The 15031-nt window shown below is 61.7% G+C and carries 17 protein-coding genes; 10 read left to right on the top strand and 7 right to left on the bottom strand.

Annotation, left to right across the window (positions count from 1 at the left end; genetic code table 11):
* Nucleotides 1-4 precede the first annotated feature (4 nt).
* The 3 genes from QMX89_RS00575 (at nucleotide 5) to rpoS (ending at nucleotide 2760) form a co-directional block, all read left to right on the top strand.
* A complete protein-coding gene (locus tag QMX89_RS00575) occupies nucleotides 5-640 on the top strand; it encodes a protein-L-isoaspartate(D-aspartate) O-methyltransferase (protein ID WP_161804308.1) in 636 nt (211 codons plus the stop codon).
* 150 nt (nucleotides 641-790) lie between these two features.
* A complete protein-coding gene (locus QMX89_RS00570; RefSeq protein WP_122743730.1) occupies nucleotides 791-1648 on the top strand; it encodes a peptidoglycan DD-metalloendopeptidase family protein in 858 nt (285 codons plus the stop codon).
* Between the two features lie 107 nt (nucleotides 1649-1755).
* Nucleotides 1756-2760 carry an RNA polymerase sigma factor RpoS gene (rpoS, locus tag QMX89_RS00565; RefSeq protein WP_049862264.1) on the top strand — a complete coding sequence of 335 codons (1005 nt, stop codon included), beginning with the start codon at nucleotides 1756-1758 and terminating at the stop codon, nucleotides 2758-2760.
* Nucleotides 2761-3255: 495 nt separating this feature from the next.
* Here the strand turns inward: rpoS and fdxA are convergent, their stop codons facing one another.
* Nucleotides 3256-3579, bottom strand: coding sequence for a ferredoxin FdxA (gene fdxA, locus QMX89_RS00560; RefSeq protein ID WP_043185148.1), 324 nt, complete (start codon nucleotides 3577-3579; stop codon nucleotides 3256-3258).
* Between the two features lie 138 nt (nucleotides 3580-3717).
* On the bottom strand, nucleotides 3718-6285 hold the full coding sequence (gene mutS / locus QMX89_RS00555; protein WP_282345813.1) for a DNA mismatch repair protein MutS: 2568 nt from the start codon (nucleotides 6283-6285) through the stop codon (nucleotides 3718-3720).
* Between the two features lie 207 nt (nucleotides 6286-6492).
* On the opposite strand from mutS, the gene QMX89_RS00550 reads away from it, so the two are divergent.
* The 3 genes from QMX89_RS00550 (at nucleotide 6493) to recX (ending at nucleotide 8624) form a co-directional block, all read left to right on the top strand.
* On the top strand, nucleotides 6493-6993 hold the full coding sequence (locus tag QMX89_RS00550; RefSeq protein WP_282345811.1) for a CinA family protein: 501 nt from the start codon (nucleotides 6493-6495) through the stop codon (nucleotides 6991-6993).
* A gap of 85 nt (nucleotides 6994-7078) precedes the next feature.
* On the top strand, nucleotides 7079-8149 hold the full coding sequence (gene recA, locus QMX89_RS00545) for a recombinase RecA (RefSeq protein ID WP_043185156.1): 1071 nt from the start codon (nucleotides 7079-7081) through the stop codon (nucleotides 8147-8149).
* A 7-nt stretch (nucleotides 8150-8156) separates the two neighbouring features.
* The gene (gene recX / locus QMX89_RS00540; RefSeq protein WP_282345806.1) at nucleotides 8157-8624 is read left to right on the top strand and encodes a recombination regulator RecX; all 468 of its coding nucleotides are present in this window, start codon (nucleotides 8157-8159) and stop codon (nucleotides 8622-8624) included.
* Between the two features lie 60 nt (nucleotides 8625-8684).
* On the opposite strand, the gene QMX89_RS00535 is transcribed toward recX, so the two are convergent.
* Entirely contained in the window at nucleotides 8685-9089 is a 405-nt protein-coding gene (locus QMX89_RS00535) for a PA3611 family quorum-sensing-regulated virulence factor (protein ID WP_049862260.1), read from the bottom strand.
* Nucleotides 9090-9271: 182 nt separating this feature from the next.
* On the opposite strand from QMX89_RS00535, the gene QMX89_RS00530 reads away from it, so the two are divergent.
* From QMX89_RS00530 to QMX89_RS00520, 3 genes are all read left to right on the top strand, one after another.
* Nucleotides 9272-9982, top strand: coding sequence for a tRNA-uridine aminocarboxypropyltransferase (locus tag QMX89_RS00530; RefSeq protein ID WP_282345803.1), 711 nt, complete (start codon nucleotides 9272-9274; stop codon nucleotides 9980-9982).
* A 134-nt stretch (nucleotides 9983-10116) separates the two neighbouring features.
* The gene (erdR, locus tag QMX89_RS00525) at nucleotides 10117-10767 is read left to right on the top strand and encodes a response regulator transcription factor ErdR (RefSeq protein WP_049862258.1); all 651 of its coding nucleotides are present in this window, start codon (nucleotides 10117-10119) and stop codon (nucleotides 10765-10767) included.
* Between the two features lie 70 nt (nucleotides 10768-10837).
* The gene (locus tag QMX89_RS00520) at nucleotides 10838-11200 is read left to right on the top strand and encodes a diacylglycerol kinase (protein ID WP_122743725.1); all 363 of its coding nucleotides are present in this window, start codon (nucleotides 10838-10840) and stop codon (nucleotides 11198-11200) included.
* Nucleotides 11201-11213: 13 nt separating this feature from the next.
* Here the strand turns inward: QMX89_RS00520 and QMX89_RS00515 are convergent, their stop codons facing one another.
* Complete coding sequence (locus tag QMX89_RS00515; RefSeq protein WP_056843835.1) at nucleotides 11214-12140, bottom strand: LysR family transcriptional regulator; 927 nt, start codon at nucleotides 12138-12140, stop codon at nucleotides 11214-11216.
* Between the two features lie 118 nt (nucleotides 12141-12258).
* Between QMX89_RS00515 and fpr the strand changes: the two genes are divergently transcribed.
* A complete protein-coding gene (gene fpr, locus QMX89_RS00510) occupies nucleotides 12259-13038 on the top strand; it encodes a ferredoxin-NADP reductase (protein WP_002554680.1) in 780 nt (259 codons plus the stop codon).
* A gap of 63 nt (nucleotides 13039-13101) precedes the next feature.
* On the opposite strand, the gene tsaA is transcribed toward fpr, so the two are convergent.
* The 3 genes from tsaA to QMX89_RS00495 are packed head-to-tail and all read right to left on the bottom strand — an operon-like array spanning nucleotide 13102 to nucleotide 15027.
* A complete protein-coding gene (gene tsaA / locus QMX89_RS00505) occupies nucleotides 13102-13794 on the bottom strand; it encodes a tRNA (N6-threonylcarbamoyladenosine(37)-N6)-methyltransferase TrmO (RefSeq protein WP_282345792.1) in 693 nt (230 codons plus the stop codon).
* A 5-nt stretch (nucleotides 13795-13799) separates the two neighbouring features.
* On the bottom strand, nucleotides 13800-14261 hold the full coding sequence (locus QMX89_RS00500) for a DUF1456 family protein (protein ID WP_049862253.1): 462 nt from the start codon (nucleotides 14259-14261) through the stop codon (nucleotides 13800-13802).
* A gap of 55 nt (nucleotides 14262-14316) precedes the next feature.
* Nucleotides 14317-15027 (bottom strand): rRNA pseudouridine synthase, encoded by a 711-nt coding sequence (locus tag QMX89_RS00495; RefSeq protein ID WP_282345789.1) that lies wholly within the window; start codon nucleotides 15025-15027, stop codon nucleotides 14317-14319.
* Nucleotides 15028-15031: the final 4 nt, after the last annotated feature.

Here is a 15031-nt window from a genome sequence, read left to right as displayed (position 1 = left end):
CGGCATGACCTCGCAACGCACCCGCGAGCGCCTGATCCAGCGGTTGTGCGACGAAGGCCTGGCCAATACCCAGGTGCTCGAAGTGCTGCGCCGCACGCCTCGCCACCTGTTCGTCGACGAAGCCCTTGCCCACCGCGCCTATGAGGACACGGCGCTGCCCATCGGCCACAACCAGACCATTTCCCAGCCCTATATGGTCGCGCGCATGAGCGAGCTGTTGCTCGCGGCGGGTCCCTTGGACAAGGTCATGGAGATCGGCACTGGTTCGGGCTATCAGACAGCCGTATTGGCCCAACTGGTCGAGCGGGTATTCTCCGTGGAGCGGATCAAGGTCCTGCAGGATCGCGCCAAGGAGCGCCTGCAGGCCCTCGATCAACGCAATGTGGTGTTCCGCTGGGGCGATGGCTGGGAAGGCTGGCCGGCGCTGGCGCCGTACAACGGCATCATCGTGACCGCCGTGGCGACCGATGTTCCGCAAGCCTTGCTCGATCAACTCGCGCCCGGTGGTCGGCTGGTGATTCCGGTAGGCTCCGGCGATGTCCAGCAATTGATGCTGATCGTACGCGAAGAGCACGGCTTCTCCCGGCATGTCCTGGAGGCGGTACGTTTCGTGCCGTTGCTCAACGGTCCGCTGGCGTGATCGGTGTGACCGTGCGGAGTGAATTCTGCTGCCCGCCGCCTGTCTGACAGCGGGTCGTGGCGCAGGTACGGCCAGAGCCTGCATCCAGGCGCGTCGAAGGCGAGCAGTGAAGTTGGATATTTTTTTGTCACCACAACAAAGGAGCGGCGGGTGAGCCTCACAATCATTGGGCAGCGTGCAGGTAGTTCGAGCTTCAAGCTCCTGATGCTCGGGGTTGCGGTCGCAGCCTTTCTGTCCGGCTGTTCCAGCACCTCCAGCCAGGTCAGCGTGGTCGATCGCAACAATGCAGCCAAGGCGGCACAGCGCCAGCCCGTGACCACCGGCCAATACGCGGTCAAGCGCGGCGACACATTGTTTTCCATCGCCTTCCGCTATGGTTGGGATTACAAGGCTCTGGCCGCGCGCAACAATATTCCCGTGCCCTATACCATTCGCCCCGGTCAGGTGATTCGCTTCGACGGTAGCTCGGGCACGCCAGCGACCACCGTGGTTACCACCCAGAGTGGCGCCTCGGCGTCGTCCTCGAGCCGTACCACCGTCACTCGCCGACCGTTGACCACGGCGCCGACCACGACCACCAGCAGCGCTGCCATCCCCGTGCCTTCGCCCACGCCGGTACCCGCTGGGGAGCGCACACAGGGTGGTTGGGCCTGGCCTGCCAATGGTGTTCTGATCGGCAAATTCGCTTCAAACGGTAGTTTGAATAAAGGAATTGATATCGCCGGTGATTTGGGACAGCCTGTTTTTGCTGCGTCTGATGGTGCTGTGGTTTACGCCGGGAGTGGATTGAGGGGCTACGGCGAGTTGGTCATCATCAAACACAGCGATACCTACGTCAGTGCCTACGGTCACAACCGCAGGTTGTTGGTTCGGGAGGGTCAGCAGGTCAAGGTCGGTCAGACAATTGCCGAAATGGGTTCAACGGGGACGGACCGGGTGAAGCTGCATTTTGAGATTCGCCGCCAGGGCAAGCCCGTAGATCCGCTGCAGTTCCTGCCACGTCGTTGATTTGCACTGCCAGCCTGTTCCTTCACGTAGTGGGGACGGGCTCAAGCGCTGCCATGGAGATTGGCGCCGCTGGAGCTTGAGGTCGAACTCAGCAAAGGACTATAACAATGGCTCTCAGCAAAGAAGCGCCGGGGTTTGACATCGACGATGAGGTGCTCCTTATGGAACCCGGCATCGTATTGGATGTGATGTCGGACGAAGAACCTGCTGCACCCGCGGTTCGCACCAAGGCCCGCAGTTCCACATCGCTCAAACAGCACAAGTACATCGATTACACACGGGCGCTCGACGCGACCCAGTTGTATTTGAATGAAATCGGTTTTTCGCCTCTGCTTTCACCCGAAGAAGAGGTTCACTTCGCACGACTTTCCCAGAGCGGCTGCCCAGCCGGTCGCAAGCGCATGATCGAAAGCAACCTGCGCCTGGTCGTGAAGATAGCCCGTCGCTACGTCAATCGCGGCCTGTCGTTGCTCGACCTCATCGAGGAGGGCAACCTGGGGCTGATTCGTGCGGTCGAGAAATTCGACCCCGAGCGCGGCTTCCGCTTCTCGACCTATGCCACTTGGTGGATCCGGCAGACCATCGAACGGGCGATCATGAATCAGACCCGCACCATCCGCCTGCCGATTCACGTGGTCAAGGAACTCAACGTGTACCTGCGCGCCGCGCGCGAGCTCACGCAGAAGCTCGACCACGAACCGTCCCCCGAAGAAATCGCCAATCTGCTGGAAAAGCCCGTGGGCGAGGTCAAGCGCATGCTTGGGCTCAACGAACGTGTGTCTTCGGTGGACGTATCGCTGGGGCCGGATTCGGACAAGACCCTGCTCGACACCCTTACCGACGACCGGCCCACTGACCCGTGCGAGCTGCTGCAGGATGACGATCTGTCCCAGAGCATCGACCAGTGGCTGTCCGAGCTGACCGACAAGCAGCGCGAAGTGGTGGTGCGCCGTTTCGGCCTGCGAGGGCACGAGAGCAGTACGTTGGAGGATGTCGGTCTGGAGATCGGCCTGACCCGCGAACGCGTACGCCAGATCCAGGTGGAAGGCCTCAAGCGATTGCGCGAGATACTCGAGAAGAACGGGCTGTCCAGCGAGTCGCTGTTTCAATAGGCTCGCCGAAATAGCCAATGAATACGCCCCTTTCGCAGGGGCGTTTTTTATTGGCCGCTGTAATGTTGCAGGTGATTGTCAGTATTTCCGGCGACGTTATGTAAGCCTTTGGCTATAAAGCGAGTCAAAGTTCCGTAATCTGAAATCCCGCAGGTTGCAACTGTCTGTTCCACCGCAACTTATTCAATAATCTGACAACAAAGTCAGCTTCCCGCGAGAATTAACCGCAGTTGTCTTAACTCTTGGATACGTTAATATCAAGGCGTGTTCAGGGACGACACAGGTACTCAGGATCGAGTGCCCAAAAGGGATATCGCAGTGACGCGATTCATCAGGACGATGACAGGGATAAAAGGGACAGGGAAAGGTGGGCGGCTCATTACCGCCCCTTTTTTTGTCTTTTTTTTGGGTGGGAAGCAAACCACCAGCCGCTCGAACGGGCGTCACCTCGGTGATCGCGGCCGAACGGGGCTGGCGCGGGGCAGCAGGGGCGACTTAGCGCTCCAGATCCTTGATCTTGCCTTTGACGCCGTCGAACTCTTCGGCTTCAGGCAGTGCATCCTTCTTCTCGGTAATGTTGGGCCAGACTTCGGCCAACTCCACGTTCAGCTGGATGAACTCCTGCATGTCTTCGGGCACCTCATCTTCCGAGAAGATGGCTTGGGCCGGGCATTCTGGTTCGCACAGTGCGCAGTCGATGCACTCATCCGGGTGAATCACCAGAAAATTCGGGCCTTCGTAGAAGCAGTCCACCGGACAGACTTCCACGCAGTCGGTGTACTTGCACTTGATGCAGTTGTCGGTGACGACGAAGGTCATTTCTATTTCTCTCCTCAGGCGGCGGCAGCGAAGCCCTTCACAGGGCCGCTTGGTTTGGGACAGGCAGCCGCAGACCAGGCTAATAGCCGTTGGCATTCCCAAACCGCGCGGGATTCTAGCAGCTTGTAGGAATAAGCGTTAGACCCGGTTCTTCAGTGCATAGAGCAATTCCAGCGCTTGGCGCGGGGTCAGTCCATCGATATCGGTCTTGGCAAGCTGCTCCAGTACCGGGTGTGGCAGGCTCGCGAACAGGTCGGCCTGATGCGGCGCTGCCGTCTTGCCAGGTGCGGGCGTCGAGGCCTCGTGGGGCAGGCTGGTGGTTTCCAGGCGGCTCAGGTGCTCCTTGGCCCGCTGGATCACCGCGCCTGGCACGCCGGCCAACTGCGCTACCGCCAGACCATAACTCTGGCTGGCGGGACCGGCGAGCACATGGTGCAGAAAAACGATGCGTTCGTTGTGTTCGGTAGCGCTCAGGTGCACGTTCGCCACCAGTGGCTGGCTCTCCGGCAGCACCGTCAGCTCGAAGTAATGAGTGGCGAACAGCGTGTAGGCGCGCAGTCCGGCCAGGCATTCGGCGGCAGCCCAGGCCAGCGACAGGCCGTCGAAGGTGCTTGTGCCGCGACCGACTTCGTCCATCAGCACCAGGCTGCGCTCGGTGGCGTTGTGCAGGATGTTGGCGGTCTCGCTCATCTCCACCATGAAGGTCGACCGACCGCCGGCCAGATCGTCACTCGAACCGATTCGGGTGAAGATACGGTCGACCAGCGACAACTCGCAACTGGCCGCCGGCACGAAGCTGCCGATGTGCGCCAGCAACACGATCAAGGCGGTCTGCCGCATGTAGGTGGACTTACCGCCCATGTTCGGACCGGTGATCACCAGCATGCGAGTGCTGTCGTCCAGGCTCAGGTCGTTGGCCACGAACGGCGTGGTCAGCACCTGCTCGACAACCGGATGGCGGCCCTGACCGATGCGCAGGCACGGCTCTTCCACGAAGCGCGGACGATTGAGGTCCAGGTTCAGGGCCCGCTCGGCCAGGTTGCTCAGCACATCGAGTTCGGCCAGCGCTGCTGCAGTGTCCTGCAAGGGTGGCAAATGGCCGATGAGGTTTTCCAGCAGTGCTTCGTACAACGACTTCTCGCGCGCCAGGGCGCGACTCTTGGCCGACAGCGCCTTGTCTTCGAAGGCCTTGAGCTCTGGAGTGATGAAGCGCTCGGCGCCCTTTAGCGTCTGCCGCCGGATGTAGTCCGCCGGTGCCTGCTCGGCTTGCTTGCTGGGCAGTTCGATGAAGTACCCGTGCACACGGTTGTAGCCCACCTTCAAGTGGGACAGGCCGGTACGCGCCTTTTCGCGCGCTTCGAGATCGATCAGGAACTGCCCGGCGTTCTCGCTGAGCGACAGCAGTTCGTCCAGCTCGCTGTCATAACCGGTTTTCAGCACACCGCCGTCGCGGATCACCGCAGGTGGGTTGTCGACGATGGCCTTGGCCAACAGATCGGCCAGCTCCGGATAGGTCCCGGCGATGGCCGCCAGCTGCGCCAGATGCGGCGCTTCGAGTTCGGCCATCGCCACCTGCAGTTCGGGCAGGGCGGCCAGGGCGTCACGCAGGCGCGCCAGGTCCCGCGGCCGGGCATTGCGCAACCCGATCCGCGCGAGGATTCGCTCGATGTCGCCGATTTCCTTGAGCTGGGGCTGCAGACTTTCGAAGCGGTAGCCTTCCAGCAGGCAGCTGATCGAGCCCTGGCGTGCCTGCAGCACCTTGAGGTCACGCAGTGGGCGATTGAGCCAGCGCGTCAGCAGACGGCTGCCCATCGCGGTCTGGCAGCGGTCGATGACCGATTGCAGGGTATTGTCGCGCCCGCCGGCCAGGTTGGTGTCCAACTCCAGGTTGCGACGGCTGGCACCGTCCAGCACCACCGTGTCATCCAGGCGTTCGTGACGCAGGCTGCGCAGATGGGGCAGGGCAGTGCGCTGGGTTTCCTTGGCATAGCCGAGCAGGCAACCGGCGGCGCCGATGGCCAGGGTCAACTTCTCGCAACCGAAGCCCTTGAGGTCCTGGGTGGCGAACTGTTGACACAGACTCTTGTGCGCGGTGTCGCGCTCGAAGTCCCATGGGGCGCGGCGGCGAGCGCCCTTGCGCTTCTCGGCAGGCAGCCCCTGGGGCCAGTCATCGGGAATCAGCAACTCGACCGGATTGATCCGCTCAAGCTCCGCCAGCAGGTTTTCCCAGCCCGCCAGCTCCATGACCATGAAGCTGCCGCTGGTGATGTCCAATACCGCCAGACCGAACAGACGTTCGTCGCCCAGTACGGCCGCGATGAGGTTGTCGCGACGCTCGTCGAGCAGCGCTTCGTCGCTGACCGTACCCGGGGTGATGATGCGAACCACTTGCCGCTCGACCGGCCCCTTGCTCGTCGCTGGGTCGCCGATCTGCTCGCAGATCACCACCGATTCGCCCAGCTTGACCAGCTTGGCCAGGTAACCCTCGGCCGCATGGTAGGGAATACCACACATGGGGATCGACTGACCCGCCGACTGCCCACGGGCAGTCAGGGTGATGTCGAGCAGTTTGGCCGCTTTCTTAGCGTCTTCGTAGAAGATTTCGTAGAAATCGCCCATGCGGTAGAACATCAGCTGTTCAGGATGCTGGTTTTTCAGCTTCCAGTACTGTTGCATCATCGGGGTGTGGTTAGAAAAATCGGACATTCAAGGACTTAGCTCGCGGGTGTCTTGGGGGACGTAAGGCAGGTCGCCAATAGTACAGGGATTTTTTTTGCGATGTAGGACGTTGGCAGCACAGACGCAGTCGCACGAATGCCCGTCGGCTCGGTCGTATTCAGGCAGGCCACGGCGACTTTTGACCTGCATGGCGCGAGGGCGTAGCCTCGTCGGCCGCCTCATCAAGGAGCTGCTATGGACGCCTCGACCTCACTCTCTGCAGACCTCGGCGAGCGCCTGCTTGGCCTCGGCGCCCAGGTCACTACGGCGGAGTCCTGCACAGGCGGTGGCATTGCCGAAGCCATCACACGAATCGCCGGCAGCTCGGCATGGTTCGAAGCGGGTTACATCACCTATTCCAATGCGCAGAAAACCGCCCAGTTGCAGGTTCCGGCCAAGCTGTTCGAACAGGTCGGTGCCGTCAGCCGCGAGGTAGTCGAAGCCATGGTGCGCGGTGCTCAGCAGCACAGCAGAGCACGCTTTGCCGTGGCAGTCAGTGGCGTCGCCGGCCCTGGTGGTGGCTCCGCGGACAAGCCGGTGGGCACGGTGTGGTTGGCCTGGGCCGACGGCACGCGGGTGTTCAGCCGGCGCGAGCAATTTGCCGGCGACCGCGACGCCGTGCGCCGGCAAACCGTGGTCGCTGCCCTTCAGGGTTTGTTACACCTTGCCGCTGGAGAAAAACCGTTTCCGGGGTAGGCGAGGGGCGTGGTATGTGGAATAATACTGGCTACTTATACAGGTGTTCTGGCCGTCAGGCCTTATTGATTACGTGAGGACTTCAATGGACGACAACAAGAAGCGTGCCTTGGCTGCGGCCCTGGGTCAGATCGAACGTCAATTCGGTAAGGGCGCCGTCATGCGCATGGGTGACCACGATCGCCAAGCGATCCCGGCCATCTCTACCGGTTCGCTCGGTCTGGATATCGCGCTGGGTATCGGCGGTCTGCCAAAAGGCCGGATCGTCGAGATATACGGCCCGGAATCGTCGGGTAAGACCACGCTGACGCTTTCGGTCATCGCCCAGGCTCAGAAGGCCGGTGCAACCTGCGCCTTCGTCGACGCCGAGCACGCGCTGGATCCCGAATACGCTGGCAAGCTGGGCGTCAACGTCGATGACCTGCTGGTCTCCCAGCCGGACACCGGCGAGCAGGCGCTGGAAATCACCGACATGCTGGTACGCTCCAACGCGGTCGACGTGATCATTGTCGACTCCGTGGCCGCACTGGTGCCCAAGGCCGAGATCGAAGGCGAGATGGGCGACATGCACGTGGGTCTGCAGGCACGCCTGATGTCCCAGGCGCTGCGCAAGATCACCGGTAACATCAAGAACGCCAACTGCCTGGTCATTTTCATCAACCAGATTCGCATGAAGATCGGCGTGATGTTCGGCAGCCCGGAAACCACCACCGGTGGTAACGCGCTGAAGTTCTACGCCTCGGTTCGCCTGGACATCCGCCGCACCGGCGCAGTCAAGGAAGGCGACGAAGTGGTGGGCAGCGAAACCCGCGTCAAGGTCGTCAAGAACAAGGTGGCACCGCCATTCCGTCAGGCCGAGTTCCAGATCCTGTACGGCAAGGGCATCTACCTGAACGGCGAAATCGTCGACCTGGGTGTGGCCAATGGTCTGCTGGAGAAGTCGGGCGCCTGGTACAGCTACCAGGGCAGCAAGATCGGTCAGGGCAAGGCCAACTCGGCCAAGTTCCTGCAAGACAACCCGGAAATCAAGGCCACTCTCGAGAAACAGATCCGCGACAAACTGCTGACCGGTGGTACCGACAAGGCGGCAGCAGACAAGGCATCGGCGGCGACTGCACCCGCTGCAGACACGGCTGAAGCAGAAGCTGATTTCTGATTAGCCCATGCCACCTGTCGTACTGGATACACCCGTCGCCGTGCGACGGTCTGCCATGGACCTGCTCGCACGTCGCGAGCACGGTCGAGTCGAGCTGACGCGCAAATTGCGTCAGCGCGGCGCCTCCCCCGACATGATCGACACCGAGCTTGATCGTCTCACCGACGAAGGCTTGTTGTCCGAAGCGCGTTATCTGGAAAGCTTCATTCGCTACCGAGCCAACTCGGGCTACGGGCCTGCGCGGATACGCGAAGACCTGACCCAGCGCGGTCTGCAGCGGGCTGATGTCGAAGAGGCACTTCGTCAAAGCGGATTCGATTGGGGCGTACAGCTGCGTGATGTCTGGGAGCGCAAGTTCGCCGCCAGGCTTCCCATTGAAGCCAAGGAGCGAGCCCAGCAGACCCGCTTTCTGGCGTATCGGGGCTACCCGATGGAGCTGATTTCCCGTCTACTCAACGGCAAGGATCTGGACTGATCCTTTTCGCCGTTGAGTCAGCGGTGCTCGTCGAGGAGCACCGTTACTTTTCTCAGAGTATTACTTGCCGCAATCCTTGGCGGTGTAGGACTGAGTGCCGATGGTGCGATTGGTCTTGTATTCGGTGAAGTCGTAGCGCATCACGGCGCCCTGTGCCATCAGGTTGCGGAATCCCTTGTTGCGACACACGCTGGCACCCAGCTGCAGGTACACGGTTTTGGGATCACGGCGCATCTCTTCGGCCTGGCTTTCGCGAACGCTCAGATGGTTGATCAACTGGTTGCCTTCGACGGTAAAACCTTGATCGAGGATGTCCTCGTTGATTGCGCGCGGCGTACCCACACTGCTTTGCTGAGCGACTTTCTGCAGGTTTTTCGACAGCTCCATCTCCTTCAACGAGGCAGCGTGGGCGGCCAGCGGCAGGGCAAGCAGCAAGGCGAAGGATGGGGCGATAAAGCGCAGCATGAAACACTCCTGGGCAAAAAGCCGGGCAAGACAAGTGGGCGTATGACCTGTCGATGGTACAGGCGTTCACCCACCTCTGAGGGTAGGCGGATTATACGGTGCGGCACGTCGGCTCACCATCGGCATCGCTCCCACGGTCAGCTCTGCTAGAATCCACGCCCCAGTTCCCAGCGTGATCTGCAATGAGCCATGCCGTTTTCCGTCTGCGCAGCGAGCGTCTGGCGCGCAGTACCCAGCCATTTACCGCAAGGGGTTCGCGTGCGCCGCGCTGCCCGCGTTGCCGGGTCATTCCCCAGTACTGTCTGTGCGCCTGGCGCCCCAGTGTCGATGCGCAATCGGCCATGTGTCTGCTGATGCATGACGTCGAACCCATGAAGCCCAGCAATACCGGTTGGCTGATCGCGGACGTGATCGCCGATACCCATGCCTTCATGTGGTCACGGGTGGGTGTCGACCCACAGTTGCTGGCGCTGCTGGCCGACCTACAGTGGCAACCCTACCTGGTCTTTCCCGGAGAATTCGTCGAGCCGCAGCGGGTGACGAACAGCGTGACTCCCCAGCCCGGCCGGCGTCCGCTGTTCATCCTGCTGGACGCGACCTGGACCGAAGCGCGAAAGATGTTCCGCAAGAGCCCCTATCTGGCTTCGCTGCCGGTGCTGAGCCTGGCGCCTGAGCAACTGTCGCGCTACACCTTGCGCCGTTCCAAGCGTGATGATCACTTCTGCACGGCCGAGGTGGCCGCGCTGTGTCTGGAGTTGGCCGGGGACGAGGCGGCAGCGCGAGTGCTGGATGCCTATCTGGATGTGTTCAGTGCACACTACCTGGCGGCGAAATTTCAGGAGCCCGTCGACGAGACGGATGCGGGGCATCGGTTCCTGGCCGACTACCTATAATTCCGGGCACTGTGTCGAATCCGAGTCGACTCTGGCCGTGGAGTCGCTTGACCACCATGAGCGGGGTCGGCATTCTTGGCGCCGAATCGGGCGGTACTGTCCGAGCGGCTTCATTTCCTGGAATCCTGTGATCGATGGCCACTTACGAAATCCTGATCGCCGACGACCATCCTCTGTTCCGCAGTGCGCTGCACCAGGCCTTGACCATGGGACTGGGCGCGGACGTGCGTCTGGTCGAGGTGGCGAGCATTGCCGAGCTCGAGGGGCGTCTCGATGAAAAGGCCGACTGGGACCTGGTGCTGTTGGATCTCAACATGCCAGGCGCCTATGGCTTCTCGGGACTGGTCTTGCTGCGTGGACAGTACCCGCAGATCCCCGTGGTGATGGTCTCGGCCCAGGAGGACGCCTGGGTCATGGTGCGCTCGCGTGAATTTGGTGCCAGTGGCTTCATCCCCAAGTCGAGTCCGCTGGAAACCATCCAGGCCGCCGTGCGTGATGTGCTGGATGGGGAGGTGTGGTGGCCGCCGCAGGCGTTCGAGGCGGTTAGCGTCTCGGCTGAAGCCAAGGCTGCCAGCGAAGGACTGGCCAGCTTGACGCCTCAGCAGTTCAGGGTACTCACCATGGTCTGCGAAGGGCTGCTGAACAAGCAGATCGCCTACGAACTCGGCGTGTCGGAAGCCACCATCAAGGCCCACGTGACGGCGATCTTCCGCAAGCTGGGCGTGCGCACTCGCACCCAGGCCGCCTTGCTGTTGCAACAGCTGGAGTCCACCTCCGCGAACTGAGCTGTACCGTCACCTCTTTCAATGCCGAACGTTTCAGTGTCGGCCGTTTTCCCTTTCCGGATCGTCGCGCATGTCACCTTTCAAGGGCCAGACCGGCCTCAAACGTATTCTCAACGCCACCGGCTACTCCTTTGACGGCCTGCGCGCCGCGTTCACCGGCGAAGCCGCGTTCCGCCAACTGGTGCTGCTCAACGTCGTGCTGGTGCCCGTAAGCTTTTTGCTGCAGGTCAGCCGTGTGGAGCGGGCGGTGCTCATTACCGTGTGCTTGCTGGCGTTGATCGTGGAGCTGCTCAATTCGGCGATCGAGGCGGCCATTGACCGCATCTCGCTGGAGCGTCACCCGTTGTCGAAGAATGCCAAGGACATGGGCAGCGCCGCCCAGTTCGTCGCGCTGACCATGATCGTGCTGGTGTGGGCGGTGATTCTGCTGTGACCGGCGGCTGAGGTCAGGCGATGTCGGGCAGCACGATTTCGTCGCTGCGCTGGGCGCCGGCGGTGAAGGCGCGGCACAGTTCGAGAAACTCGCGCATCGCCGACGTCTGGTATTTGCGTTTGTGCCAGATGAAGTAGAACTGTCGCGCCAGATCCAGTTCGGGCGTGTGCACCGGCACCAGGCTGCCGCGCCGAAAGGCGTCGCGCAAGGCCAGCCGCGAGATGCAGCCGATGCCCAGCCCGGACTCCACGGCGCGCTTGATCGCTTCGGTGTGTTCCAGTTCGAGGCGGATGTTGAGTGCCAGGCGATGGTGGCGCATGGCTTGGTCGAAGGTCAGGCGCGTGCCCGAGCCTTGTTCGCGCAGAATCCACGCCTCCTGGGTCAGCAGCGCTAGGCTGGCGCTGGATACGCGAGCCAATGGGTGACGCGGTGCGCAGAACACCACCAGTTCGTCTTCGACCCAGGGCTGCACCTCGATGTCGGGATGACTGCAGTCGCCTTCGATCAAGCCCAGATCGATTTCGTAATGGGCGACTTGCTGGACGATGTTGGCGGTGTTCTGTACGTGCAGCTTCACCTGACTTTCCGGGTGCACCTGCATGAAGCGGCCGATCAGCAAAGTGGCCAGGTAGTTGCCGATGGTCAAGGTCGCGCCCACTGCCAGCGAGCCGAATCCGGACTTGCCGTTGAGCAGGTCTTCGATTTCCTTGGCCTGGTCGAGCAGGGCCACGGCCTGGGGCAGCAATTGATGGCCCAGGGCGTTGAGACTCAGGCGCTTGCCGGCGCGGTCGAACAGCTGACAGCTCGATTGCCGCTCAAGCTCGGTGATGGAGGTGCTGGTCGCCGATTGCGACAGCGACAGCAGGTTGGCAGCGCGCGACACGCTTTCCTGCTGGGCCACGGTGACGAAGACTTGCAATTGGCGGAGTGTGAATCGCATATCTATATAACCGATTACCCATATCTCAATAATCCATTTAACAGATATTGTCGATCCCCGTAAACTACTGCGCACTCGCGCCCCTGTCAGGCGTACGCTTTTTCTAGGAGCCCCGTACATGAGCAACATGAACCACGAACGTGTACTCAGTGTTCATCACTGGAATGACACCCTGTTTAGCTTCAAGTGCACCCGCGATCCGGGCCTGCGCTTCGAGAACGGGCAGTTCGTGATGATCGGCCTGCAGCAGCCCAACGGCCGCCCGCTTATGCGCGCCTACTCGATCGCCAGCCCGAACTGGGAAGAGCATCTGGAGTTCTTCAGCATCAAGGTGCCTGACGGCCCGCTGACCTCGCAGCTGCAGCACCTCAAGGAAGGCGACGAGATCATCATCAGCAAGAAGCCCACCGGCACCCTGGTCCTCGACGACCTGAAGCCGGGCAAGCACCTCTACCTGCTGAGCACCGGCACTGGCCTGGCGCCATTCATGAGCGTCATCCAGGACCCGGAAACCTACGAGCGCTTCGAGAAAGTCATTCTCTGCCACGGCGTGCGTTACGTGAACGAGGTCGCCTACCGCGAGTTCATTACCGAGCACCTGCCGCAGAACGAGTTCTTCGGTGAAGCCCTGCGCGACAAGCTGATCTACTACCCCACCGTGACGCGTGAGCCGTTCGAGAACGAAGGCCGCCTGACCGACCTGATGCGCAGCGGCAAGCTGTTCAGCGACATCGGCCTGCCGCCGATCAACCCGCAGGACGACCGTGCCATGCTGTGCGGCAGCCCGAGCATGCTCGACGAGACCAGCGAAGTGCTCAACAGCTTCGGCCTGACCGTTTCGCCGCGCATGCGTGAGCCGGGTGACTACCTGATCGAGCGCGCCTTCGTCGAGAAGTAAGCGGCTGAGCAGCATCCTGAAAAAACCGCCCTCGGGCGGTTTTTTTGTGGCCTGTGAAAAAGTCTAGGGCAACACCACTTCCAGCACGCGAATCAGGTCGGGTTGCGGATAATGCCAACGCACGTCCACATCCCAGAACCGCGCACCGTACTCGCGCTCCGGCGCGGGTTTCTGGTAAGCCGGACGCGGGTCCTGGGCCAGGCACTGTTCGATCAGTTCGACCAAGGGCTGTCCCAGGCGAGCGGCGTGCGTTCGGGCCTGCGCCAGACCGGCCTCCTGCCACTGCACGGCAATGAGCGCTGGCGCGGCGCTGGCGATCGCATTGACGGCGCCAGGCACGTTATCGGCATAGGGCACGTAGGGCTTGATGTCCAGCACGGGCGTGCCGTCCAGCAGATCGATGCCGGAGAGGTGCAGACGCGCACCCTCGACCTTGTCCAGGCGCACCACTGACTGGCCGATGCCATTGGGTCGATGGGTAGCTCGGGTGGCGAAGACGCCGATCGACTGGTTGCCCCCCAGCCGTGGTGGGCGAACCTTCAAGCGTGGCTTGTCTTCCAGGGCCTCATGGAACATGAACAGTAGCCACACATGGCTGACCTGTTCCAGGCCCTGCACAGCCTCGCCCTGATCGAACGGTGGCAGCAGCTCAAGCACACCGCACGCGGCCGGCGCCAGTTGGGGCTGGCGCGGGATGGCGAATTTTTCCTTGAAGCAGGAGCGGACAAAACCGATGGGTTCGACGCTATAGGCCATAGGGCTTAACCACGGACTCGCAGGGTCAGGCCCTTGAGGAAGTTGCGCAGCAGCTGGTCGCCACAGGGACGGTAGTTGTTATGGCCGAACTTGCGAAACAGGGCGCTCAGCTCGGGCTTGGACACCGGAAAGTCTACCGACTTGAGCACGGCGTGCATGTCGTCTTCCTTGAGTTCGAAGGCCACGCGCAGTTTCTTCAACACGATGTTGTTGGTCACTGGCAGCTCGACCGGCTGGGCCGGGCGGTTCTCGTCACGACCACGGCGATAGATCACCAGGCCATCGAGAAAGTGCGCCAGGACCGCGTCCGGGCAATGCACGAAGCCTTCTTCCTCGTCCTTTTTGGTGTAGGCGATGACGTCGGCCTTGCTGATCTCCAGTCCGCCCAGGGCAGTGATGTCAGCCACCTTGCCATCGCTGATGTCGAGCATGTAGCGCACGCTGCGCAGTACATCGTTGTGAATCATGGTGTAGGTCCTGGTTGAACGACACTGCCCAGGCAGCGCCGGAAAAAGAGAGGGTTCAGAATTTTTCCTTGCTCGTCAGGTAGCGCCACTGGCCCAGCGGCAGCTTGCCCATCGACACCCCACCGACACGGATGCGGCGGATCGAGACGATCGTCAGGCCGACACTGGCGCACAGTTGCTGCAGTACGCCCGGTGCAGGGTTCTTCATGGCGAAGCGCAGGCGTGTCTCGTTCTGCCAGCTGGCCTTGACCGCCGGCAGTGCCTTGCCTTTGTACAGCGCGCCGTGATTGAGGCGATTGAGCCCGTGGGGGCTCATTTCGCCCGTCACTTCCACGACGTATTCCTGTTCGATCTTGGCCGCGTCGGCGGTCAGCTTACGCAGGGTCTTCCAGTCCTGGGTGAAAATCTGCAGGCCACTGGCGTTGGCCGGCAGCTCGGCCGCGCAGCTCAGGCGCAGGAAGTGGCCCTTGAGCGGGCGTTTGCCGAAGGCGTGTTCGCTGGACAAGGTCTGGGCGTCAAGGGTGGCCAGCGCCTCTTCGGCGCTCTGTCCCGGCGCCTGGTGCAGCAACAGGGTGACCGGTTCCGGCGCTTCGGCCTTGGCCTGCGGGTCGAGCTCGACCTTCTGCGTGTCCACCTTGAACTGCGGTTCGTCGACCACCACGCCGTCAACGGACACCCAGCCGCCTTCGATGAAGAGTTCAGCCTCGCGGCGGGAACACCCGACCAGTTCGATGAGGCGTTTGGAGAGACGAATGGGTTCAGACATGACT

The organism is Pseudomonas sp. PS01301, assembly GCF_029960215.1.
Classification (GTDB): Bacteria; Pseudomonadota; Gammaproteobacteria; order Pseudomonadales; family Pseudomonadaceae; genus Aquipseudomonas; species Aquipseudomonas coleopterorum.
The sequence above is the reverse complement of the archived record's forward strand: the minus strand, read 5'-3'. Positions and strand labels throughout refer to the sequence as shown.